This is a genomic window from Bradyrhizobium murdochi, from assembly GCF_000472965.1.
GTDB lineage: Bacteria > Pseudomonadota > Alphaproteobacteria > Rhizobiales > Xanthobacteraceae > Bradyrhizobium > Bradyrhizobium murdochi.
Window position 1 is genome coordinate 51,855 of the sequence record NZ_AXAU01000009.1, and the last position, 22,578, is coordinate 74,432.

19 protein-coding genes are annotated in these 22,578 nt (G+C 63.4%); 11 read left to right on the forward strand and 8 right to left on the reverse strand.

Features of this window, described 5'->3' with window-relative positions; genetic code table 11:
* Nucleotide 1 precedes the first annotated feature (1 nt).
* Nucleotides 2-772 (forward strand): ABC transporter ATP-binding protein, encoded by a 771-nt coding sequence (locus tag YUO_RS0118260; RefSeq protein WP_028348591.1) that lies wholly within the window; start codon nucleotides 2-4, stop codon nucleotides 770-772.
* Between the two features lie 110 nt (nucleotides 773-882).
* A complete protein-coding gene (locus YUO_RS0118265; RefSeq protein WP_028348592.1) occupies nucleotides 883-1,767 on the forward strand; it encodes an MlaD family protein in 885 nt (294 codons plus the stop codon).
* A gap of 291 nt (nucleotides 1,768-2,058) precedes the next feature.
* On the opposite strand, the gene YUO_RS0118275 is transcribed toward YUO_RS0118265, so the two are convergent.
* The gene (locus tag YUO_RS0118275) at nucleotides 2,059-7,326 is read right to left on the reverse strand and encodes an apolipoprotein A-IV repeat region-like domain-containing protein (RefSeq protein WP_028348593.1); all 5,268 of its coding nucleotides are present in this window, start codon (nucleotides 7,324-7,326) and stop codon (nucleotides 2,059-2,061) included.
* A 415-nt stretch (nucleotides 7,327-7,741) separates the two neighbouring features.
* Between YUO_RS0118275 and YUO_RS0118280 the strand changes: the two genes are divergently transcribed.
* Nucleotides 7,742-8,089: an Hpt domain-containing protein gene (locus YUO_RS0118280; RefSeq protein WP_028348594.1), complete on the forward strand. Its 348-nt coding sequence runs from the start codon at nucleotides 7,742-7,744 to the stop codon at nucleotides 8,087-8,089.
* Between the two features lie 131 nt (nucleotides 8,090-8,220).
* Entirely contained in the window at nucleotides 8,221-8,541 is a 321-nt protein-coding gene (locus YUO_RS0118285; RefSeq protein WP_028348595.1) for a 2Fe-2S iron-sulfur cluster-binding protein, read from the forward strand.
* Nucleotides 8,542-8,566: 25 nt separating this feature from the next.
* Here the strand turns inward: YUO_RS0118285 and YUO_RS0118290 are convergent, their stop codons facing one another.
* Complete coding sequence (locus YUO_RS0118290; RefSeq protein WP_028348596.1) at nucleotides 8,567-9,022, reverse strand: acyl-CoA thioesterase; 456 nt, start codon at nucleotides 9,020-9,022, stop codon at nucleotides 8,567-8,569.
* A gap of 157 nt (nucleotides 9,023-9,179) precedes the next feature.
* Here YUO_RS0118290 and YUO_RS0118295 point away from each other — a divergent pair, with 157 nt between their 5' ends.
* Nucleotides 9,180-10,208, forward strand: coding sequence for an NAD(P)/FAD-dependent oxidoreductase (locus tag YUO_RS0118295; protein WP_028348597.1), 1,029 nt, complete (start codon nucleotides 9,180-9,182; stop codon nucleotides 10,206-10,208).
* 123 nt (nucleotides 10,209-10,331) lie between these two features.
* A complete protein-coding gene (locus tag YUO_RS0118300; RefSeq protein WP_028348598.1) occupies nucleotides 10,332-10,940 on the forward strand; it encodes a DUF2147 domain-containing protein in 609 nt (202 codons plus the stop codon).
* On the opposite strand, the gene YUO_RS41020 is transcribed toward YUO_RS0118300, so the two are convergent.
* Entirely contained in the window at nucleotides 10,937-12,925 is a 1,989-nt protein-coding gene (locus tag YUO_RS41020; protein WP_051379499.1) for an SGNH/GDSL hydrolase family protein, read from the reverse strand. The two genes, YUO_RS0118300 and YUO_RS41020, sit on opposite strands and share 4 nt — an antisense overlap.
* Before the next feature lie 97 nt (nucleotides 12,926-13,022).
* Entirely contained in the window at nucleotides 13,023-14,078 is a 1,056-nt protein-coding gene (locus YUO_RS0118310) for a lysylphosphatidylglycerol synthase transmembrane domain-containing protein (protein WP_028348599.1), read from the reverse strand.
* Nucleotides 14,079-14,461: 383 nt separating this feature from the next.
* Here YUO_RS0118310 and YUO_RS0118315 point away from each other — a divergent pair, with 383 nt between their 5' ends.
* Nucleotides 14,462-14,968 carry a YciE/YciF ferroxidase family protein gene (locus YUO_RS0118315; protein WP_028348600.1) on the forward strand — a complete coding sequence of 169 codons (507 nt, stop codon included), beginning with the start codon at nucleotides 14,462-14,464 and terminating at the stop codon, nucleotides 14,966-14,968.
* Between the two features lie 172 nt (nucleotides 14,969-15,140).
* The gene (locus tag YUO_RS0118320; protein WP_028348601.1) at nucleotides 15,141-17,543 is read left to right on the forward strand and encodes an EAL domain-containing protein; all 2,403 of its coding nucleotides are present in this window, start codon (nucleotides 15,141-15,143) and stop codon (nucleotides 17,541-17,543) included.
* Nucleotides 17,544-17,577: 34 nt separating this feature from the next.
* Here the strand turns inward: YUO_RS0118320 and YUO_RS0118325 are convergent, their stop codons facing one another.
* Nucleotides 17,578-18,012 carry a hypothetical protein gene (locus tag YUO_RS0118325; protein ID WP_028348602.1) on the reverse strand — a complete coding sequence of 145 codons (435 nt, stop codon included), beginning with the start codon at nucleotides 18,010-18,012 and terminating at the stop codon, nucleotides 17,578-17,580.
* 71 nt (nucleotides 18,013-18,083) lie between these two features.
* On the opposite strand from YUO_RS0118325, the gene YUO_RS0118330 reads away from it, so the two are divergent.
* A complete protein-coding gene (locus YUO_RS0118330) occupies nucleotides 18,084-18,716 on the forward strand; it encodes a hypothetical protein (protein ID WP_028348603.1) in 633 nt (210 codons plus the stop codon).
* An 80-nt stretch (nucleotides 18,717-18,796) separates the two neighbouring features.
* Nucleotides 18,797-19,405: a YdcF family protein gene (locus YUO_RS0118335; RefSeq protein ID WP_028348604.1), complete on the forward strand. Its 609-nt coding sequence runs from the start codon at nucleotides 18,797-18,799 to the stop codon at nucleotides 19,403-19,405.
* 2 nt (nucleotides 19,406-19,407) lie between these two features.
* Here the strand turns inward: YUO_RS0118335 and YUO_RS0118340 are convergent, their stop codons facing one another.
* Nucleotides 19,408-20,748, reverse strand: a complete 1,341-nt coding sequence (locus YUO_RS0118340; RefSeq protein WP_028348605.1) for an aminotransferase-like domain-containing protein — start codon at nucleotides 20,746-20,748, stop codon at nucleotides 19,408-19,410.
* A 179-nt stretch (nucleotides 20,749-20,927) separates the two neighbouring features.
* On the opposite strand from YUO_RS0118340, the gene YUO_RS0118345 reads away from it, so the two are divergent.
* A complete protein-coding gene (locus tag YUO_RS0118345; RefSeq protein WP_028348606.1) occupies nucleotides 20,928-21,164 on the forward strand; it encodes a DUF1127 domain-containing protein in 237 nt (78 codons plus the stop codon).
* Between the two features lie 276 nt (nucleotides 21,165-21,440).
* Here YUO_RS0118345 and YUO_RS0118350 read toward each other — a convergent pair whose 3' ends face one another.
* Nucleotides 21,441-21,866, reverse strand: coding sequence for a universal stress protein (locus YUO_RS0118350; RefSeq protein WP_028348607.1), 426 nt, complete (start codon nucleotides 21,864-21,866; stop codon nucleotides 21,441-21,443).
* 157 nt (nucleotides 21,867-22,023) lie between these two features.
* The gene (locus YUO_RS0118355) at nucleotides 22,024-22,578 is read right to left on the reverse strand and encodes a SixA phosphatase family protein (RefSeq protein ID WP_028348608.1); all 555 of its coding nucleotides are present in this window, start codon (nucleotides 22,576-22,578) and stop codon (nucleotides 22,024-22,026) included.

Sequence of the window (22,578 nt, forward strand, 5' to 3'; positions counted from 1 at the left end):
CATGGCGGGCGAAATCTCCGACGCGATCATCCGGGTGCGCGACATCACCGTGCAATTTGGCAAGACGCGGGTGCTCGACGGACTCAACCTCGACGTCAAGCGCGGCGAGATCTTGGGATTTGTCGGTCCGTCAGGCGCCGGAAAATCGGTGCTGACGCGCACCATCATCGGCCTGGTGCCCAAGCTCAGTGGACGCATCGAGGTGTTCGGCGTCGATCTCGATGCAGCGAGCGCCTCCGAGCGCCGCGGCGTCGAGCGCCGCTGGGGCATCCTGTTTCAGCAAGGCGCGCTGTTTTCTTCGCTCACTGTGCGGCAAAACATCCAGTTTCCGGTGCGCGAATATCTCAACGTCTCGCAGCGGCTGCTCGACGAGATCATGGTGGCCAAGCTCGGCATGGTGGGCCTGCGGCCCGAAGTCGCCGACCGCTATCCGTCCGAACTATCGGGCGGCATGATCAAGCGCGTGGCGCTCGCCCGCGCACTGGCGCTCGACCCCGAGCTGGTGTTCCTGGACGAGCCGACCTCAGGTCTCGATCCGATCGGCGCCGGGGACTTCGACGAACTGGTGCGCACCCTGCAGCGTACTTTGGGCCTGACGGTTTTCATGGTAACCCATGATCTCGACAGCCTTTATACGGCCTGCGACCGCATCGCGGTTTTAGGGAACGGTAAGATCATTGCTGCAGGATCGATTGCCGATATGCAGGCCTCGCAGCATCCTTGGCTGAGGCAATATTTTCACGGCAAGCGCGCCCGCGCTGTGATGGGCTAGGGCCCCCAAAAGTGTGATCGGTTTTTCGGATCAGATCGTGCTCAAACATGAGATAAATGACGGGTCTATCGGCGACGCTGGATAGACCTGATTTCGGAGTACCTTGAATTATGGAAACGCGGGCGAATTACGTCCTGATCGGGGCCTTCACGCTGGCGGTGATCGCCGCCGCATTCGGCTTCGTGCTGTGGTTTCAGAGCCTGCACACCACCAAGCAGCGCAGCCCGATCCGCATTGTGTTCGAAGGCCCGGCGTCCGGGTTGCGCAATGGCGGTAGCGTCAACTTTAACGGTATCCGGATAGGGGAGGTTGTCTCAGTCAAACTTGACAATCCGCGGCGCGTGGTCGCGCTGGCGATGGTCGAGAACAATGCCCCGATCCGGAAAGACACCCTCGTCGGTCTCGAATTCCAGGGGCTGACCGGCGTCGCGGCGATCTCGCTGAAGGGCGGCGAGGAGAGCGCTCCTGCGGTGCCGCTGGACGAAGATGGCGTGCCGATGCTGACCGCCGACCCGGGCGCGCTGCAGGATGTCACGGAGTCGATCCGCGCCACGCTGCAGAACGTCAACCGGCTTGTCGCCGATAATCAGGAATCGGTGAAGAACTCGCTGCGAAACCTCGAGACCTTCACGGCTGCGCTCGCGCGCAACTCCGAGAAGATCGACAACGTCATGCTCAGGGTCGATGGCGTCATAGGCAAAGCCGACAGTCTCATGCTTGGGCTCAACACTATCGCAGGCGGCGCTGCCGGCGGCGAACTGAATCTCATGGTAAAGTCGATCCGCGAACTGGCCGAGGATTTCGACAAGCGGTCAGGCGCACTGATGGCCGATGGCCGCCGCACCCTCTCCGACATCAGCCGCGCCGTGAACAATTTCGACCGCAACCCGACCCGGGTGATTTTCGGGGGAGGCAGCAGCAGCAACAGCCAGGCAGCGGCGCCGCCTCCGCAACCTGCGGCGGCCCCAAGGGTGCCGAACGGGCAGAAGCGGTAGTGAATGGCGAATGGCGAGTAGCGAATACAATTGCTGCGAGCAGCGTCATTGCGAGCCACCCGGTCGGCGCGAAGCGCCGCCGGATGACAGGCTCCGCGAAGCAATCCATTTCGCCACTTGCGGAGGCATGGATTGCTTCGCGCGCTTCGCTCCTCGCAATGACGATTGGCTAACGGAATTGCTCGACCTCATTTCGCACGATCGTCGATAACGTGTTCAGGTTGCAGGGTTTCAAAACAAAACGGAGGCATCGCTGCCTCCGTTTTCTTTTCGCTATTCGCCACTCGCTGCTTACCCCAGCCGTCCCGCTGCGTGCGCGAGCAGGGTGTAGACCAGCCCGGTCTCCGAGGTGAGGTGGCCGCGCAGCGCCTGCGGCCCGCGATCCTCGCGAGCAACTTCGTCCAAGAGCCGTTCGAACTCGGCGATATAGCGATCGACCGTCTGCTTGAAGCTGCGGTCGGCGCGATATTTGCGGGCGACCTCATCGAACGCCTTCTGGCCGGCCGGCGTGTAGAGGCGTTTAGAGAACGCCTTGCTCTCGCCGCGCTGGTAGCGATCCCACATTTCGGCGGCGAGGTTGCGATCCATCAACCGGCCGATGTCGAGCGACAGCGACTCCAGCGGATTGACCGGGGCTTGCGGCGGGCGGCCACGGGGAGCCTCGCGTCCTGTACCTGCGTCGGTGCGGTGGAGCAGGTCGGACAGCCATCCATCGCCGCGTCCGGCATCCTGGCTCACCGGACTGACCGGCGGGGCTTCGGCGCGGCGCGGAGCGGGCATGCCGAGATCCGGCGGCGGCAGCGTCGAGGCGCTGCCGGCCTCGCGCATCCGCACTTCGTTGCGGCCGCCGGCGGCTGCTGCCATCACGGGCTCTTCCTGGCGTTGCACGCTGGCGCGGCCGGAGGTCACGACGTCGAGACCGCGGCCATGATGCGCGACAATCCGGTTGAGCTCGGCAAGCGCCTCGATCTGGTCGACGATCACCTTGCGCATCTGCGCGGTGTTGTCAGCCGCTTCCTGCGGCATCTCGAGCACGCCGCGGCGCAACTCGTTGCGCGTCGCCTCGAGTTCCTGATGCATTTCAGCGGCCATCTGCTTCATGGACTGTACCATCGCAGCGAACTTCTCGGTCGACTGCTTGAACATCGCATCGGTTTCATGCGTGCTCTGTTGGTACAGATCGTTCATGGCGTCGAGGGTCTGCTGCCGCTCGTTTTCGGCCGCAGCGCGCACGGCTTCGAACTGGCGGCTAATCGCGGCCGATCCCGCGCCGGCGGTTTCCGCCACGACGCGCGCGATATCACGGGCGCGTTCTTCTGCCGCGGCAAGCGATTCGTCGAGCAAGCCGGTGAAGCGCGACAGCCGCTGGTCGAGATCGGTTGTGCGCAGGTCGATGGTGGTCACCAGCGATTCGAGCTGCGATTTGCGGTCGGCGACGGACGTCGAGGTGGAGCGGTTGGCCTGTTCGACCACGCCGGCTGCTTCGACCAGCTCCTTGCCGTGCTTTTCGAACTCGCTCGACAGCGCGCCGAGATCCTCCAGCGCCTTCGTCGTCTTGGAGTTGAACACGGTCAACTGGTCTTCCAGCGTCTGTGTCGCGACGCCGTTGCGCGCGGTCACGTCGTTCATCGCGGATACGAAGTCGGCCACGCGGGTCACCAGCGCGCGTTCCAGCGAGTTGAGATTGTCGTGGGCGCCGGTCAGCACTTCCTGCAGCAGGATGTTGCCTTCACGCAGCCGCTCGAACAGCGCCACCGTGTCGGTGCGCAGGATCTTGCTGGTCTCCTGCATTTCGGTGACGGCGGCGATCGATACCTGGCGCGACTGGTCGATGGCCGAGCGCGACGCCTGCTCGAGGTCCTTCAGCGACTTGGCTACCGCGCCGGTGGCGAGGTCGCCTGCGGTGGTAATCGTGCGCGCGACTTCCGAACCGTGGGTCGACATCGATTGCGAGAACGCCTGGCCGCGTGTTTCGATCGATTTCAGGGCGTCGCCGGTGACACGGTCGATGTCTGTCGTCAGTTGCGTGGTCCTGGCGCTGAGCGCCTCGACCAACGAACCGCGGCGGCTGTCGACGATCTGCGCCAGACGGTCGGTCTGCTGCTGGACGTAGGTGACGATTTCGTCAGTCTTGCCGGTCATCGTCGAGCCGAAATTGCTGCTCGCGGCGAGCACCGAACGTTCGATATCGGCCGAGGTCGATTTGACCTTGGAGCTGACCTCGTTCGTCGCGGCGACCAGCACGCTCTGCGCGTTCTGCGCGGTGGTCTGGATGGTATCGGTCGTGCTGGCGGTGACGACGCCGAGCGAACGCTCCATGTCGGCGGCGATCGCCTTGATCTGGTTAGCGGCCTCGGCAGAGGTCGCAGAGAACGAGTTCTGGGCCTCGCGCGCGGTGCCGAGGATGGAGGCCGCAGTGTCGGTACCGACGGAAGTCAGCGTGCGTTCGACGTCGATCGCCAGCGACTTGACGTGGTTGGCGGCTTCCGTCGATGCCGTGATCAACGCGTTCTGGGCTTCGCGTGCGCCCGACGTGATCGATTCAGCGGTGGCATTGCCGGCCATCGAGAGCGAACGCTCCATGTCGGCGGCGAGCGCCTTGACTTGGGTCGATGCCTCGGCGGACGCGTTCATCAGGGTATTCTGAGCCTCGCGGGCGCCTGCCGTGATCGCCTCGGCGGTCGCCGTGCCGGCGGCCGAGAGGGAACGCTCGACGTCGGCTGCAAGCGACTTGACCTGATTGGCGGCCTCGGTGGAGGCGGCGACCAAGGTGCTCTGCGCTTCACGGGCGCCTGCGGTGACGGCTTCGGCGGTTGTCGTCCCGGCGAGCGACAGCGAGCGCTCGACGTCGATGGCAAGCGACTTGACGTGGCTTGCGGCCTCAGTGGACGCGGTCACCAGCGTGGTCTGCGCCTCGCGCGCGCCGGCGAGAACCGATGCGGCCGTGGCGTCGCCTGCGGCCGAGAGGGTGCGCTCGACGTCGGCGGCGAGAGATTTGATTTGGGCGGCAGCCTCGGAGGATGCGGACACCAGCGTGGTCTGGGCATCTTTGGCGCTGGTCAGGATCGAAGCGGCCGCGCCGGTGCCCACCGCGGTGAGGGCGGTCTCGACCTCGGCCGAGGTCAGTTTGAGTTGCGCGCCGACATCGGAGGAAACCGTCAGCAGCGCCTGCTGCGCGCTGCGTGCCCCGGTCTGGATGGTCTCGGAGGTATTGACCACGAGGTTGGTCAGAGAACGTTCGGCGTCCTCGACATGCGACTTGATGCCGGAGGAAAGCATCTCGGCGCGCGACATCAGATCTTCGCTGGCCTGGCGGCCGCTGCTTTCGATCCGGCCGGCCACAGCCTCGATGCGCGAACCGAGCAGATCCTCAAATTGCGCCACGCGGGTGTCGATGTCGCTGGCGATGGCGCCGACCCTGGTCTCGACGCCGTTGGCAATGTCGCCGACGCGGGTTTCGATGCCCCGATGAATTTCCTGGAAGCGCGCCTGGATGGTGTCGGTCAAATGGGCGCTGCGACCGTCGATGGTCTCGGTGACGTTGGCAATGCGATGGTCGACCGCGGCAATCGCCTGTGCAGTGCCCTCGGTCAGCGAGGAGGTGAGCAGAGCGAGCCGCTGGTCGATCGACTGGATCGCCTGCGCCGCGCCATCGGTCAACGAGGTTGCCAGCGTGCCGAGGCGGCCGTCGATGGCTTCGGTGACGGATTTGGCGCGGGTGTCGAAAGTGGTTTCCAGCGATTTCAGGCGGCCGTCGATGGTCTCGTCGAACGACTTGATCTTGCTGTCGAGCGAAGCGTCGAGACTGTTGACCCGGGTGCCGAGCTGGGTTTCGAACTGCAGCAGCCGCTGATCGAGCGAAGCGGTGATCTCGCCGCTGTTCGAGACCAGGCGGGTGTCGAAAGTGTCGACGTAGTTCTTCAGGTTGTCCGATATCTCCTGGGTCCGCTGGCCCATGCGCTCAACGATCTCGCCGCCAAAGGTTTTGACGGTGCGGTCGAATTCGGAGATGTGCCGCGTGATCAGCGCGCCCAGCGTGCCGCTGTCGCGGGCGAACTTTTCCGAAAGCTCCGAGCCCTGGTTCTTCACCAGCTCGTCGAAAGCGTTCATCTGCAGGGCGAGGCTGTCGTGCGCGTTCTCGGTCTGGCTGATCACCTTGGCGACCAGCGTGTTCACGGTCACGTCCAGCGCGTCACTGGCCTTGTCGCCGGAGGTGAGAATGCGGCTCGCGAGGCGGTTGCCGGCGTCGTCGATCTTGCTGACGAGATCACCTGAGCGCAACTCGAGCTCGAGCAACAGCGAGTCGGACGAATTCTTCAGGGAGTCGTGGACCTGCTCGGTGCGGTCCGAGATGCCGTCGACGATGGTCGAGGAGCGCTGCTCGAATTCGCTGGTGATGCGATCGAGGCGCTCGTTCAGCATCTCATGGACGCGATCGGCCAGATCGACGAACTCGTCATGGACATGACCGGTCTTGAAGTTGAGGCTGGTGGTCAGCCGCTCGGAAGCGTCGAGCACGGCACGCGTGGTCTCGGCGCTGGCTTCTTCCAGACGATCAAGCAGGTCGCCGCCGCGCTCGCCGAGCGCGAGGATCATGTTGTCGCCGGCGTGGCTCAAGGCGCTCGTGATGTGCTGGCCGCGCTCTTCCAGTGCGCCGGTGATGCTTTTTGCGACCTCGTCGACGCGCGAGGCGATCGCATCCGAGATCAGCGCGATGTCGTGGCGCAAGTCGATCTGGACGCCGGAGATGGCGCTGCGAACCTGCTCGGCCTGGCCGACCAGATTGTCGCGCTGATGGGCGATATCCTGCAGGAGCGCGCGAATGCGAACTTCGTTGTCGCTATAGGCGCGCTCCAGCGCTGCGACTTCATTGGCAACCAGCGTTTCCAGCTCGCCGGCGCGCGCGATCGCGCGCTCGACGCCGTCGCCCATCGCGGCGACTTCACGGCGGATTGCCTGACCGACAGTCACCATCGAATCGGCGGCGGCCCCCTCGGGCTCGGAGAAGCGGATCGCGACCTGCGCCATCGACTGCGCGATCATCCGCATTTCCTGGCCGCGCCAGGCGAGGCTGGCGAGGAAGTAGAACAAGAGCACCGGCGCAAAGAACAACGCCGCAAGCCCGGCGAGCACCAGCACGCCGCCGCTCTGTCCAATCGCCGCCTGCAGCGAGGGCAGGAAGCTAACGGTCAGAAGGGCGCAACCGAGCACCCAGACGCCGCCAAACACGGTGGCAAGCGTATAGACGCTGCGGGCAGGATGGTTCTTCTGGATCGCCTGCAGAATCTGTCCGATGGTTTCGCGATCATCGTTGGCGGCGCGGCGCGGGCCGCGCGGCTCGTCGATCGAATCAAACGCCGGTCGATCGGCGCCTGCGCGCGTGTCGAACTGCGTTTCTGAATAGGGCGGCGCGGCGGTGGGCATGATCGGCTGCGTGAGTTCGCCGCCGATCGAATTTCGGCTGGGCTCGACGTTCGTATCGCTGATGTTGAGCGCTTCCTGAATGGCGGAGAGCGCGACCTCAGTGGGATCTTTGACCTTCTTGGGATTGTTCGCCATGTGCAGTCCGAGCCCTCTTAAACTTACGCATCCGGCCGCTCTGGCAAAAATGCCCCCGCAAGCTCGAAGCCGGATTCATAATCCCCCGCGGACCGCAAGCATGCCCGCCGGCAGCTTGTCCGCTACATCCGCGAACATCCTATTGGTTGAGCGATACGAATGAAATGGCCGTGATTAAGACTTTCTTAATCATCGTTAACAGCTTTGTTCCTTAAGGCCCTAAGGATACACAGTTTTTTGGAACCGAATCTGGGATCGGGGTGGATTGTTGGCAAAAACAAGGCAAAGTTGCGGCGCATTCCGAGAACGTTCCGTTAACCGCGTTGTGATTGGCTGACCAAAATGCCCTCCGGGAATCACGCGGCGGGGCGATCCGGACCTTGCCGTGCCGCTTCATCTCGAACGGGTAGAATGGATGCCATCGCCACCGCTGGTTCCCGGCGACGGGCCGATTGATTTCGAACATCTCGATCGCATGACGTTCAGCGATGCTGGCCTCGAGCGGGAGGTATTGACGATGTTCTCGGCCCAATCGGCAAGACTGGTGCACAGGCTCGCCGCCATGCCAGCGGATGCCGGCGCGCTGGCGCACACGCTCAAGGGTTCGGCCCGTGCGATCGGCGCCTTTGCGGTCGCGGACGCCGCAGCCCGGCTGGAGGCGGCAATCGCTGGCGGCTCCGACGCATCAGCGCCGCTCGCCGAACTGGGCGAGGCGGTTGCGCAGGCGCGGGCAGCGATCGAAGCGGTTCTGCATCGTTCCTGAACGGAAAGCGGTCCGGATCGGCCAAAATCCCGGTAAAATGCTGCCTCAGGTTTTCGTCCCGACCGCTGGCGCTGTGCGTATCGACCCGTTATAGGACTGCCGGGACTCCTATTCCGGCAGCACGAGCGATCATGGCCAAAATCCACTTTATCGACCACACGGGCGAAAAACGAACCATTGAAGTCGAGAACGGCGCGACCGTGATGGAAGCCGCGATCCGCAACGCCATTCCAGGCATCGAAGCCGAATGCGGCGGAGCCTGCGCCTGCGCAACCTGTCACGTCTATGTCGACGAAGCCTGGCGCGAGAAGGTCGGCGCACCGACTCCGATGGAAGAAGACATGCTGGATTTCGGTTTCGACGTGCGGCCGAACTCGCGCCTGTCGTGCCAGATCAAGGTGAGCGACGACCTTGACGGTCTCGTGGTGTCGACGCCGGAACGGCAGGCCTGAACTCCGGAAGACGTCGCCGCGCGCTTCATGCCGGCGTTGCTCCGCGACGGATCCAGCGCTGAAAATTCGCCAGGATCTCCGGCGTCAGCGGCGTCGGCTTGCGCGTGGCTTCGTCGAGCAGCACCGACACCGATTGCGCCGACGCAACGCATTTGCCTTCGGAGAACACCACCTGATCGAAGGTGACGGAAGTTCTGCCGAACTTGACGACGCCCAGTCCCATTTCGATCGTGCCTGGCCAGCGCAATTCGGCGCGGAAATGGATGTCGAGCCGGACCATGATCCAGGCAAAGCCGTCCGGCATCAAACCATAGCTGGGGTCCTTCATCAGCGTGACGCGGCCGGTTTCGAAATAGGTCGCGTAGACCGCGTTATTGACGTGCTGGTTGGGATCGAGGTCGGCAAATCTCACATTGTCCGACAAGCGATAGGGATAATCCTCCAGACGCGGGGTTGCGTCGGGACGCAAGTGGGCATTCACGGGCCATCTCCGAAAATCTCGTCTCCTTACAGCCCACTTGTCGAATGACGGCAAGGGGTTGCGGCCGTCGCAAACGCCATATTATGGCTTTCCTGTTAGCCCCGGGTTGGCTAGACAGATGCGGCCTTCCGCCAGGTTCAACCGAAAAGAAGCTGACATGAGCGAAGCGATCAAAACCGATGTGCTGATTATTGGCGCAGGTCCGTGCGGCCTGTTCGCCGTCTTCGAATTGGGCCTGTTGGACATGAAGGCGCATCTGGTCGACATCCTCGACAAGATCGGCGGCCAATGTGCCGAACTCTACCCGGAGAAACCGATCTACGACATTCCCGGCATTCCCTTCGTCACCGGGCAGGGCATCACCGACGCGCTGCTGGAGCAGATCAAGCCGTTCCATCCGACCTTCCATCTCAACGAGATGGTGGAGACGATCGAGAAGATCGACAATCCAGGCTTCAAGGTGACCACCGATGCCGGCAAGGTGTTCGAGTGCAAGGTGGTGGTGATTTCCGCGGGCGGCGGTTCGTTCCAGCCGAAGCGTCCTCCGGTGCCGGGCATCGAGGCGTATGAAGGCACTTCGGTATTCTATGCCGTGCGCAAGATGGAGCAGTTCCGCGACAAGAGCATCCTGATCGTCGGCGGCGGCGATTCCGCGCTCGACTGGACGCTCAATCTGCATCCGATCGCGAAGCGCGTGACGCTTTTGCACCGGCGCGACGATTTCCGCGCCGCGCCGCACAGCGTCGAGCAGATGCGTGCGCTGGTCGCGAGCGGCAAGATGGATCTGAAGATCGGTCAGGTGACGTCGCTCGAAGGCGAGGGCGGCAAGCTGTCCGCGGCGATGATGAAGGGCAACGACAACGCGGTCTCAAAGGTCGAGTGCGATACGATGCTGCCGTTCTTCGGGCTGACAATGAAGCTCGGTCCGGTTGCGAACTGGGGCGTCGCGCTCGAGAACAATCTGGTGCCGGTCGACACCGCGGCGTTCGAAACCAATGTTCCCGGCATCTTCGCGATCGGCGACATCAACACCTATCCCGGCAAGCTCAAGTTGATCCTGTCCGGATTCCATGAGGGCGCGCTGATGGCGCAGAAGGCGCACCGCTACGTCTATCCGGACAAGCGGCTGGTGTTCCAGTACACAACCTCGTCGTCGAGCCTGCAGAAGAAACTCGGGGTCAGCTGATTCCAAAAAATGACAGTTGGGCTCGCGGAGCTTTGTCGGGCGCGCGGCGATCGTCGCTGGAACCGTCCGCGAAATGGCCTTAGTCTGCGGCCATTCCTCTAGCGAATTGATCAGGTGATGACGATGCGCAAGCTGGCCGGATTTCAACTGATACTCCCGATCGTGATCGGGCTCGCGTTCGCCGGTGAACTCGCCGCGCAGCCGGCGGAACCTTCTGCCGCCGGGCTGTGGGAGAAGGTCGAGAAGGGCAAGCCGGTCGGCTGGTTTCTCGTCGTCGATCGCAATGGCGCCTTCGAGGGCGTGTTCGCCAAGCTCTTTTCCGGACCCGGCGATGCTCCCAATCCGACCTGCTCGAAATGCACTGACGATCGCAAGGATGCACCGTGGCTCGGGCTCTCCTTCATCCGCGACATGAAGCGTGACGGATTGAAATACGAGAACGGCAACGTGCTCGATCCGCGCGATGGCAAGATCTACAAAGCGAAGATGACGCTCAGTCCCGATGGGCAGACGCTGACGATGCGCGGCTATCTCGGCATCTCGCTGCTAGGCAGGGATGAGGTCTGGACGCGGCTGCCGGATACGGCGCTGGCGCAGGTCGATCCCGCGATCATCGCAAAATATCTGCCGGCGCAGGCCGCGGCGATGAAGCAACCCGCCGGTGCGGCAAAGACCCCTGCAGCGCCCAAGAAGACCACGGCGCCAGCACCGGCTCCTGCACCTGCACGCTAGTTCAATCCGGTTCTGCCTGGTGGACGCGGCACGTACGGCAAAACCGGGATCGGCTGCATTGGTTGCGAGGTGACTTCAGGCACCGCCGCATCGAGCTGCAGCACGGCGGCGGCCGCCGGCACAGCGGCATCCGCCATCGCGGCGTGGCCTTCGGCGCTCGGATGCACCGCGCCGCCATAGACCGCGGACAAGACGCCCCAGGTCGCATCATGAATATCGGATGGCTGCTGCGACGCTGGCAGGCCCTGCGGGTAGGTCATCGCCGCGAAGTAGCTGTCGTTTGCGTCGCGGATCCAGCGCGCCCGCGGTAGATAGGCGCGGTACTCGCCGGCGCTGCGGCCGCACAGCATCGGCTGGTTGGCGGCCGTGACGAGATCGGGATCGAAGCTGTCGCCGGTCGCCGAGAAACATTGCCGGTCGAATTCGGGATCGTTTTCGGCGCGTGCGCAGAAGCCGTGATTGGCAAAACTGGCTTGATGGCTGTCGACGAAGGTCATGCGGTCGGCGCGCGGATTGCGGCACAGGATGCCGCCCTCGCAGAGCGCCAGCGCTCGCAACTGCGGCAGGAATTCGCTTTCGACGAAGTTCGACACGGCCGCCAGCCGCTGCGGCTGGGCATTGAACGAGGGATGAATGTCGAAGCCAGCGCGTCCGCCGGGGCAGGGCGCGCCGCCATTCGACAGCGTCGGATTGGCGTAGGCGGTGTAGACCACCCGCGACAGGTCGCCGCCGAGAAGCGGCTTCAGCGCCTCGCGCAGCTTGGCAAAACCCTGCGGCAGGTCCCGCGTCATCGCACTGCGTGCGTCGTCCACCGAGGCCATCACGCCGCTGCGCCGAAACAGCGCGCGTTCGGTCGCCGTGTCGACGATGACGTCAGCGACCAGGCCGGAAAAGTAGATGTCGTTGGCGCCGATCGACAGCAGCACCAGGTCGAGCTGGCGGTCCGACTGACGGCGTTTCGCGGCGGCGAGGGCTTCACGCAATTCCGCCAGTTGCCCGTTGACGGTGCCTTGGCACGCACCGCCCGATTTCGACGGCAGGCAGTCGCGGGCGCGCTGCGAGCCGAACAGCCCATCGGCAATCGTGGCGCCCGTGCAGGCCAGCGGCAGATAGGTCACCGCGATGTGCGGATATCGTACGGCAAGGGCCAATGCGGTCCGGGTCTGATAGCTGTAGAGCGAACGATGGCAGGCAGGGTTGAACCAGAGCGCGCTCTGCCGTTGCCATACGGCGAGGGAATCGGGCGCCTCGCAGGCCCGTCCGCCTTTATACCCCGCGCGGCTCGGCCGGTAATATTGCGAGGCCGCTGTTCCGAGATAGGAGCGGAAGCAAAAACCTTCATCGGCGAGCGCAATGGGGCGGTCCGGATTTCCCTCGCCGGACGCGATGCTGTCGCCGAGACCCGCTATGAAGATGTCGCGCACCGCGATCTCGGTGAAAGCGCGCTGACTGCCCTCCGAGCTGGATATGTCGGCGGTCACGACTGTGGTGCGGCCGTAGCGGACCCGGAGATTGACCGGTTCGGCGCAGTCGAAAGTGGAAGTTTGCGGGCCGTCGCCGTCGTCGACCGTCCAAGCGCAGGTCGCGCCGACCGGCACCGGGCCCGTCAGGCGGATCACAACCGGATGATCGATCGGCGTCAGATAGCTTTCCTTGGTGTTGTCGCGCGTGCAGGGCTCGCTGACGCGGCCCGCAAGATCGATACAGAGTCGGTTCACGGTGTTGCGCGCCCAGCCGCGGCCGTCGCTCTGAATCGCCAGAACCTGCTCCGAAGCCAGCACGCTGCGGCCGCGTCCGCTTTCGGCATGCAGCAGGAAATCCCGCTCCTCGCGGAACAGGCGGAAGCGGTTTCGCACCTCCCAGGAAATCTGCAGCGGCCCGTAGCCGCCGGCGGTCTGGGCTTCCGCAGCGGACGTGATTATTCCAGTCAGCACGCCGGCAAGCAGCGCGGCCGACATCATCGAACGTGGGAGAATTCCAGCCATGGCGTCGTTTGACGTTAGTGGTAAGGCAGAAATAAGAGAATGAGGCAGCTCCGGCCCAAAACACCAGACGGCGCAGATAACGACGCCGTTACCAGCTTCAGGGTTGCCGGCCGTTGATCGGTTGCCGCACCCTGGCCTTGGCCGTACAGGCTTCGCTGAGCCGGCGCCGTTCCTGCCAGGGCTGCACTACGCTGAGCCAGACTTCGCGCGTTCCCATGATCGAAATCGAGATGCCGAAGGGGATCAGGAAGTAGAGGATCCGGAACACCACCAGCGTCGCCAGCAATTCTTCCCTGCCGAACTGCGGCAGCGCAACCAGCATCGCCGCGTCGAACACGCCGATGCTGCCGGGCGCATGGCTGGCAAAACCAAGCAGCGTCGCCAGGATGAACACCACCGCCAGCGAAACGAAATCGATGTGCGGCGTCATCGGCATCAACAGGTACATCGCCAGCGCGCAGAAGCCGAGATCGACGACGCCGATGAGGACCTGCAGCATCGTCAGCCGGGCGGAGGGCAACACGACCTTCCAGCCGTTTTGTCCGAGTTCGCGGCGGCCCTCGCCCATCAACAGCCAGACGAAATAGGCGGCGATGCCGGCAAGGCAGCCGATCGCGATCAAGCGGTTCATGGCCGGCGGCAACAGGTCCATCGCCGACGCCGCCTCCGGATGCCAGGCCATGCCCAGGCCGAGCACGAACAGATTGCCAAGCCAGAAGGTGAGGCCCGAGAGGAAGCAGATTTTTGCGACATCGATTGCCGTCAGACCGTAGTCGGAATAGATCCGGAACCTGATCGCACCGCCGGTAAACACGGTGGCGCCGATATTGTGGCCGATGGTGTAGCTCGTGAAGCTCGACAGCGCGGCGATGCGATAGGGCACGTGCGTCTTGCCAATGGTTCGCAAGGCAAAGAAATCATAGAAGGTCAGCGTGCAAAACGCTCCCACTACGCACAGCGCAGCCAGCGCGATGCGATGCGGTGCGATTTCGGTCAACGCAGTCAGAATGACCCCGGTGTCGACGCCCTTGAGGGTGCGCACCAGATGGGTGATCGCAAGAGCTATGATGAGAAGACTCGCGACAATTCCCAGCCGTTTCCAGCCAATCTTCTCCTTGAAGCCACGCCTGAGCGCGGTCAGCAGCCGATGCATTCATCCTCCCGGCGGGGCGGCAATACGTAAAGATGGAGCCTGTCACGACGGGTGACAGTCGACGGTCAGAGGCACCGTGCGCGAAACCCATAAGCCAAAACCGAGCCCTTGTGCAGCCCTTGACAAGCATGCCTTTTGGCGTCGTTCGCCGCCTTTGTCATACGCCATACATATGTCGCGGCGTTAACGAATTTGAGTCGCAACGAGGTCCGTTCCGCAGGCGCTTTTTGCTGCGCCGTTCCGTCCGTTCCATCGCGGCGCTTTCGCGGCTTTCAGGAACGTCCTTTTCGCAAGCAAGTTAGCTCTAACAGTACCGAACATGAAGCGCGCCCGGCCAGCACGGGGCCTGCGCCGTGCGTGTTCCCAAATGAAGGAGAACCGCAATGGGACTGTTCACCAAAGACATCAAGACGATGAACGACCTGTTCATCCATCAATTGCAGGATATCTACTATGCCGAGAAGCAACTCGTGAAAGCACTGCCAAAAATGGCCGAAAAGGCCACTGACAAGCAGCTCAAGCAGGGCTTCCTGAGCCATCTCGACGAAACCAAGACGCATGTGCAGCGCCTCGAAGAGATATTCCGCATGCACGGCGCCGAGGTGAAGGCGGCCGATTGCCCGGCGATCGACGGCATCATCGAGGAAGCCGACGATATCGCGGGCGACATCGCTGATAAGGCCGTGCTGGACGCGGCCCTGATCAACGCTGCCCAGGCTGCCGAGCACTATGAAATCACTCGTTACGGCAGCCTGGTCGCGTGGGCGCGGCAGCTCGGCCGCAACGATTGCGCCAGCATCCTGCAGAAGACGCTCGACGAGGAAAAGAAGGTCGACAAGAAGCTGACCTCGCTGGCGGAAGGCAAGGTCAATCTGCGAGCCGCAAGCTGATTCATCCCACCATTGAGGCAAAACGCCGCGCCGGCACGTAGCTCGCGCGGCGTCTCCGTGCCGGTATGCCTGGCATGCCAAAAAGCGTTTGTTCACCATCCGCGCAACTGCGTCGCGGCGGTTACGCCAAATATACCAATAGGGGTGCTGTTACAGGCCTTCGGGGGTCTGTATGTACCGCGTCCTAACTTGCCTCACTTCCGAGCATGACTGGCGTCTGGTCGTGCTTGCTGGTGCCATTTGCTGGCTCGCCAGCGCAGTCGCCATCAGTCTGTTTCATCGTGCCAGGGCCTCGCGCGGCCGTACGCGCGCGATCTGGATCGGCCTCGACGCAGCGGTCGGCGGCTGCGGAATTTGGGCTACCCATTTCGTCGCGATGCTGGCCTACGATCCCGGCGCCGGAGCCGGATACAGCATTCCCATTACGCTGTTGTCGCTGGTCTTTGCGATAGGCATCGTCGCCGTCGGTCTGTGCATTGCGCTGTCGAGCGCGCGTTGGCCGGTGGTTGCGATTGGTGGCGCGGTGATCGGCGCGGGCGTCGCAGCGATGCATTATACCGGCATGGCCGCACTCGAGCTTCCGGCGTTCATTGTGTGGTCGCCCGGCATCGTTGTGGCCTCGATCGTGTTTGGCAGCGTGTTTGCCGCCATGGCGCTTCTTGTTGCCGTGCGTCGCGATGATCCCGTTTATACCATGGGCGCCACGGCGCTGCTCACGATCGCTATCGTTTCGCATCATTTCACGGCGATGGGCGCCGTCACGCTGATTCCCGACCCGACGCTCGGGACCGACGGGCTGTCGATTTCACCGACCGCGCTTTCCTTCCTCACAGCGGTGGCGGCGTTCGCCATCCTCGGGCTGTCGCTGCTGGCGGCCATGATCGACCGCCGCGCCAAGGGCGAGCTGCATCAACAGAAAGTCCTGCTCGATACCGCGCTCGACAACATGTCGCAGGGACTTTGCATGTTCGATGCGGACGGCCGCATCCTCCTGTTCAACCAACGCTACGTCGAGTTGATGGACCGGTCCGGCATGCCGCTGCAAGGCCGGTTGCTGATCGACGTTCTGCGCGAATTGAAATCGGTCGGCGAATGGGACGGCGATCCCGATGAATTCTTCGCTGCAGTGGTAGCGGATGCCAAGGCCGGCAACACCGTGACCAAGTCGATGGGCCGCAACGGACGTTCGCTCCGCGTCGTCGACCAGCCGATGAAGGGCGGCGGGTGGGTCGCGACGTTCGAGGACATCACCGAATGGCAGGCTGCCCAGGAACAGATTTCCCACATGGCGCGTCATGACGCGCTGACCAATCTGCCGAACCGCACGTTGTTCCGCGAGCAACTCGAGAAGGCGTTGCGGCTCGCCAAACGTAGCGATCAGCTTGCGGTGCTTTGTCTCGACCTCGACCACTTCAAGGACATCAACGATTCGCTCGGCCATCCGGTCGGCGATGCGCTCTTGAAGGAAGTCGCCCGCCGCCTCGGCGAATGCATCACCGAGAACGACACGGTGGCGAGGCTGGGTGGGGACGAATTCGCGATCGTGCAGTTCTGCAACGATTGCGACCCGTCCGCCGTTTCCTTGCTCGCCAGCCACGTGGTCGAGAAGGTTTCCGCGCCTTACGAGATTGCCGGCCACCAGCTCGTCATCGGGGTCAGCATCGGCATTTCGCTGGCGCCGGAGGACGGCAAGAACCCCGACGAGCTCCTCAAGAAGGCCGACCTCGCGCTCTATCGCGCCAAGGAGGACGGTCGCGGCACCTACCGCTTCTTCGAGACCGGGATGGACGCGCGTGCGCAGGCCCGACGACTCTTGGAGCTCGACCTGCGCGCCGCGCTGCAGCGCGGCGAATTCGAAGTCTATTACCAGCCGATCCGCGACGTCGCCAAAGATGTCGTCGTCGGTTTCGAAGCGCTGGTGCGGTGGAATCATTCGCTACGCGGCATGATCTCTCCGGCCAACTTCATTCCGCTGGCGGAGGAAACCGGCCTGATCGTGCCGATCGGCGACTGGGTGTTGCGCCGAGCCTGCCTTGACGCGGCCCAGTGGTCGCAGGATGTCGGCGTCGCCGTCAATCTGTCGCCGGTGCAGTTCAAGAATCCCAATCTGGTATCGACGGTGACGGAGGCGCTGAAAGCCTCGGGTCTTCCGGCGCACCGGCTCGAGCTCGAGATCACGGAATCGGTGTTGCTGCAGAGCAGCGAGGCCACGCTCTCGGTTCTGCACGAACTGCGCGCCTTTGGCGTCCGGATATCGCTCGACGACTTCGGAACCGGATATTCGTCCCTCAGTTACCTGCGCAGCTTCCCGTTCGACAAGATCAAGATCGATCGCTCGTTCATCACCGAACTGGCGACGCGCGATGATTCGATGGCGATCGTCCGCGCCGTGACCGGCCTCGGCAAGAGCCTCGGTATCATCACCACGGCTGAAGGCGTCGAGACCGACGCGCAGTTCGACCTCTTGCGCCAGGAGGGCTGCACGCAGGCGCAAGGCTATCTGTTCAGCCCGCCGCGTCCCGCTGCCGAGGTGGAAACGATGCTATCGAAGCCACGGGCGCGGGTCGTCGCTTAGTTTCCCCAATCTTGCTTCTTTAAGGCTTACTTCATTAAGCCTTGCGCAACGCGAAATGCGCGCCGCAGAATGCCATCACGGCGCCGAGGCATAAGGCCGCAAGGCCGGCGAGCACGCCCGACACGGTCGGGACCGGGCTCGGCGCCGAGGCGGCCTGTCCGGCGCCGGCAAGGATCAGCACGCCGACCGCGATCAGGAACTGTCGCATTCGCTGCGGAATTTGGCCCGAGGCCGCGCTGTGCATCAGGTTGGCGGTAAAATAGCCGCCGGAAAAGCCCACGGTCGCGATCAGCCACCACGCGATTGCCGCGCCCGCGGGCATGAATTCGCTTGTGTCCGTTCGCCACAGGCCGCCGAGATCGAGCCCGTAACGTGCGCCCAACATGTGCACGGCCAGCGCCAGCAGCACTCCGGAAACAATCGCGCCGGCCAGGATCAGGCGACGCGGAAAATAAGTCGTATCGGCCATGGCCCGCTTGTAAGGTAAAGCCAGCTAGCCGCGCAAGCAGGCCGCACTCAACCGACAACGGGATTTTTGAATTGTCCCCTTCACTAACGGAACAGGCCACGACAGCAGGGGAGGGCACGCCCGGAACCCGCTATGTTTACAAGGCATCGCTGGTCGGATCGGCGCATGAATTCGAACTCAGGGATGAAGGGCTGTCGTGGCAGGCGAGGGGAAAGGCCGGGATCTGGTCGTACCCCGATATCGTGGCTGTGCGTCTCTCCTACCGGCCAATGTCGATGCAGTCGCGCCGCTTTCGCGCAGATATCGAACACAAGAGCGGCCAGCGCATCACTGCTTTTTCGACAAGCTGGCACACCGTCGTGCTGATGACGCCGCAGGACCGCGATTACCGCGCCTTCATCGAGCAATTGCATGCGCGCCTGAAGGCGGCAGGCGGTAGGATCGCGTTGGTCGGCGGCATCGGGCCGATGACCTATGCCGGCGGCTGTCTGCTATTGGCGTTGGTCGCGATCGCGATCGCAGGATTGCTCGCGCGCGCAGTCGCTACCGGTGAATTCGCGGGCGCCTTGTTTCTGGTCGGGTTCGCCGCCCTGTTCGGATGGCAGATGGGCGGCTTCATCTGGCGCAACAAGCCGCGGCTCTACACGTTCGATGAGCTGCCCGAGACATTGCTCCCGCCGCCGCCTCGCAATCCCGCGAAATGAGGCGAAATGAAATGTGACTTCGCCGGACGCGTGACGCGCGGCATCATGATCGGACCGTTTTCGCTATCAGACGAACTGCCGTGACAGATCGAAACAGGCGATCGCCAACTGACGCCGAGATTGCCGCGATCAACACGCGGCATCTGATCGAGACGCCGTTACGGCCGGCCGATCTGCTGTTCGTATTCGGAACGCGCGAGGATGTCGAGGAGCGCGTTGATGAAGCCTGCAGGCTGTGGCACGACGGATATTTTCGCTGGGCGATCGTGAGCGGCGGCGTGACGCCGGGATCGGATCTCTCGGAATGCGAGGTCATTGCGGGTGCCATGATCGCGCGGGGCGTTCCGGCCGATATCATCCTGAGAGAGGACCGCGCGATGAACACCGGCGAAAACGTGATCCTTTCGCTGCCGATCATCGACGCTGCGCTCGGCCTTGCCAAAATCCGCAGCGTGATCTGTCTCGGCAATACCTGGACCGCGCGCCGCTATCCGATGACGCTGCACCGGCACTGGCCGGAAGTGGAGAAGATGCTGGTCATGGTCGACAGCTTCGCAACGCCGCGGGCGCTCTGGCACACCGACGCCGAATTCAGCCGCCGCATGCTCCACGAATGGGACAAGATCGAGCCGTACAAGGCGAGGGGCTTCATCGCGGAATGGCCAGCAAGCCCGGCAGGCGAGCGATAGTTTTACTCGGTCGTATCGACGTCTTCTTTCGCCGTCAGCATTCCCGACAACGTTCGTAGCGCCAGCTCGAGCTGTTCGGTGCTGGGGGCGCCGAGCGCCAGGCGGACCGCGTTGGGGGCGTGGCCTGGACTTACGGCGAAGGTGGTCGAAGGGGTCAGCGCGATGTCGCGCCGGGCCGCGGCCGCGACGAATGTCTGCGAGCGCCAGTGCTGGGGCAAGGTCAGCCAGAGATGGTAGGATTTGACGTTGGCCTGAACATCGAATCCGGCGAGGTATTTGGCCGCCATCTGCTGGCGCCGTGCCGCATCGATGCGTTTCAGGCGTGACAGCTCGGCAACCGTGCCGTCCGCCATCAATCGTTGTCCGGCGGCGAACGCAAATCCCGAAGCCGTCCATCCGCCTGATCGAACCGCGGACATGACGCGTTCGCGCAGCCGCGGCGGCGACACGATGAAGCCGAGGGCAAGGCCGGGCGCCACCTTCTTCGACAGGCTGTCGAGCGTGATGCAGCTATCCGGTGCGAGAGCGGCCATCGGGGTTTCTTCGTCAAGAAAGCCGTAGACCGTATCCTCAATGACGGTGAGGCCGAGCTTCTCGACCACGCGCAGCAAATCGGCCCGGCGTGCCACTGGCATGGTCATGCCGAGCGGATTTTGAATCGTCGGCTGAAGGTACAGCGCAGACAAATGCGCTTCGCGGTGAGCCTTCTGCACGGCGTCCGGGCGAACACCGTACTCATCCATCGCAAGCGGCACCAGCGTCACGCCAAGCCTGACGGCGATGTCCTTGATGAACGGATAAGTCAGCGCCTCGACGCCGCAGCGGCCGCCGCTCGGCACCACCGCCGCTAGCGCCGCAGCGATGCATTGCCGCCCGTTCGCCGTGAAGACGAGTTGATCGGGGGCCGGCGACCAGTCCTCGCGGGAGAGAAACTCGGCGGAAATGGTCCGCGCGGCAAGAGTGCCTGCCGTGGTCGAGTGCCGCAACGCGAGGTCAAGCACTTCGGGGCGTTCCAGCCCTGCAAGGCTTCTTGCGATCATCGCCGATTGTGTCGGCAATATCGGGTAGTTCACTTCCAGATCGATACGCGCGCCGCGCGGCTCGGCCGGCATGGCGATGCCGCGGCGCGTCTCGCCCGAAACGAACGTGCCGCGTCCGACTTCGCCGACCACCAGGCCGCGGCGCAACAGCTCGGTGTAGACGCGGCTCGCGGTCGAGACCGCGATCTTGCGCTGATAGGCGAAGCTGCGCTGCGGCGGCAGGCGATCGCCCGGCTTGAGCGCGCCGTTGGCGATCTCGGCGGCGACGGTATCGGCAAGCTTCAAATACTCGAACTTCGACATTATTGCACCGAGAGCAATGTTTTCCTTGCACCGAGAAATGTATCGGATCATTTTGAACCCATCAAGCCCATGATTGCACTGAGAGGGGTGCAAGCAATCAGAACTCAATAGGTGCAAGCGCTTAGGCGGCGTTTGCGCCGGCGGCAGCGCTTTGCCGCTCGCAAGCAAGGAGAAGAACGATGACGACGATATCCCAGACGGCAGGTCAGCCTGCTTCCCGGAAGGGCCCGGTCGGATTTTTCGGCCTGCTCGGACGCTGGGTGAACGCCATCGTTACTCATTTTGCGCACCGCGAGGCCGTCAAAACACTAAGTGAATTGGACGATCGCGCACTCCGCGACATCGGGGTCGAGCGCAGCCAAATTGAAGCGGCCGTGCGCGGCAGCATTGATCCGATGTACGGGCGGATGATGTGAGACGCGTTCGTCCTCATCGATTTGCAATGGCAGCGGCCCGGTCATCGATCGGGCCAAATTGCTGTAAGCAGGCCTGTCGCACCGCGCCGCGATCCCCTGCAAGGGCCGTCGTACGTCGTGACCAAAACGACTCACCGCCTTGCGCCCTAGTGCAAGGGTCGTCCTACTTTGCATGGGGTTGTTTTCGATATTTTGTGTCCGGGCCATACGGCGTACCGCGCGAAGCGCATCTGCACGTAGTCCGGGATACGAGATCGTTAGTGCTTTGCACTCCAACTAGTGCCGGACCACCAGCACCGAGCACTTGGCATAGCGCACCACATGGCCGGCGTTGGAGCCGAGAAAATAGGTCCGCATCGCCGGCCGGTGCGAGGTCATCACGATCAGGTCGGCCTTGACCGCCGCCGCCTCTTCAAGGATCTCGTGATAGATGCCGCCTTTCCGCACTGCGGTGGAAATGCGCGGCGCGTCGATGCCGGATTCCTGCGCCACGATCGCCAGCGCTTCCTCCGAGGTCGCGCGCTGCTGGGCGTCGAAATCGGCCGGCACGTATTCCGCAAGCATCACCGGCGTCATCGGCAACACATTGAGCAATCGTACCGAGCCGCTCCAGGTTTGCGACAGCGTTGCGGCGGTCGCGATCGCGGGCTTGGCCAGATCGGTATCAGCCAGATCGATCGGCACGAGAATCGACTTGAACATCTGAGCCTCCCGCTGCAGCCGTCCGGTTCTGATTTGTCAGAACCCGACTCCAGCCCTTTGTTTTGACGCGCTTTCTTTTTACGCGAACTTGTCTTAATTCGCTCGAAAACTGCATCGTAGCGAGCTTAGCACGGGAGAGCCTGGATGTCCGCGCGCCTCAATCGTCCAGCGCCTGCTTCAGCAATTTCGGGCTGGTGAAGCGCACGAGCTTGCCGCGGCGGAACGCCACCTCGCTCCAGTCCTCGGTGGCAAAGTCGAGGATCGCCAGTCCCGCGGTCGGCAAATTGTCCTCGAGCGCCTTCTTCGCCGCCGTGTCGCCGCTGCCGGCAAGCATCAGCGCCAGCTCATGCATGCCGGGATTGTGGCCGACCAGCATCAGACGCGCGGGGTCGCTGACCTCGGCCATGCGGATGATCCGCAGGAGCTGCTTCGGCTCGGCGCCGTAGAGTTCATCGAGCAGTTCGACCTGCGGCTTCGGCGGCCGTTCCCGCACTGCATCCTTTATCGCATCGCGTGCGATTTCCCAGGTCTGCCGCGCCCGCACCGCGGTCGAAACCAGAACGGCGTCGGGAAACGGCGGATGCCGGCCGATCCAGGTTCCGATAGCGACGGCATCCCGCCGGCCGCGCTCGTCGAGTCGGCGGTCGTGGTCATGGCCCGAAGGCGCGTCGTGTTCGGTCTTGGCGTGACGCAGCAGCATCAAACGGCGCAT

Bases quoted from the DNA above. Each gene is read 5' to 3' on its own strand.
- YUO_RS0118260 (WP_028348591.1), top strand. From the start codon at position 2: ATGGCGGGCGAAATCTCCGACGCGATCATCCGGGTGCGCGACATCACC.
- YUO_RS0118265 (WP_028348592.1), top strand. From the start codon at position 883: ATGGAAACGCGGGCGAATTACGTCCTGATCGGGGCCTTCACGCTGGCG.
- YUO_RS0118275 (WP_028348593.1), bottom strand. From the start codon at position 7,326: ATGGCGAACAATCCCAAGAAGGTCAAAGATCCCACTGAGGTCGCGCTC.
- YUO_RS0118280 (WP_028348594.1), top strand. From the start codon at position 7,742: ATGCCATCGCCACCGCTGGTTCCCGGCGACGGGCCGATTGATTTCGAA.
- YUO_RS0118285 (WP_028348595.1), top strand. From the start codon at position 8,221: ATGGCCAAAATCCACTTTATCGACCACACGGGCGAAAAACGAACCATT.
- YUO_RS0118295 (WP_028348597.1), top strand. From the start codon at position 9,180: ATGAGCGAAGCGATCAAAACCGATGTGCTGATTATTGGCGCAGGTCCG.
- YUO_RS0118300 (WP_028348598.1), top strand. From the start codon at position 10,332: ATGCGCAAGCTGGCCGGATTTCAACTGATACTCCCGATCGTGATCGGG.
- YUO_RS41020 (WP_051379499.1), bottom strand. From the start codon at position 12,925: ATGGCTGGAATTCTCCCACGTTCGATGATGTCGGCCGCGCTGCTTGCC.
- YUO_RS0118310 (WP_028348599.1), bottom strand. From the start codon at position 14,078: ATGCATCGGCTGCTGACCGCGCTCAGGCGTGGCTTCAAGGAGAAGATT.
- YUO_RS0118315 (WP_028348600.1), top strand. From the start codon at position 14,462: ATGGGACTGTTCACCAAAGACATCAAGACGATGAACGACCTGTTCATC.
- YUO_RS0118320 (WP_028348601.1), top strand. From the start codon at position 15,141: ATGTACCGCGTCCTAACTTGCCTCACTTCCGAGCATGACTGGCGTCTG.
- YUO_RS0118325 (WP_028348602.1), bottom strand. From the start codon at position 18,012: ATGGCCGATACGACTTATTTTCCGCGTCGCCTGATCCTGGCCGGCGCG.
- YUO_RS0118340 (WP_028348605.1), bottom strand. From the start codon at position 20,748: ATGTCGAAGTTCGAGTATTTGAAGCTTGCCGATACCGTCGCCGCCGAG.
- YUO_RS0118345 (WP_028348606.1), top strand. From the start codon at position 20,928: ATGACGACGATATCCCAGACGGCAGGTCAGCCTGCTTCCCGGAAGGGC.
- YUO_RS0118350 (WP_028348607.1), bottom strand. From the start codon at position 21,866: ATGTTCAAGTCGATTCTCGTGCCGATCGATCTGGCTGATACCGATCTG.
- YUO_RS0118355 (WP_028348608.1), bottom strand. From the start codon at position 22,578: ATGCGCCGTTTGATGCTGCTGCGTCACGCCAAGACCGAACACGACGCG.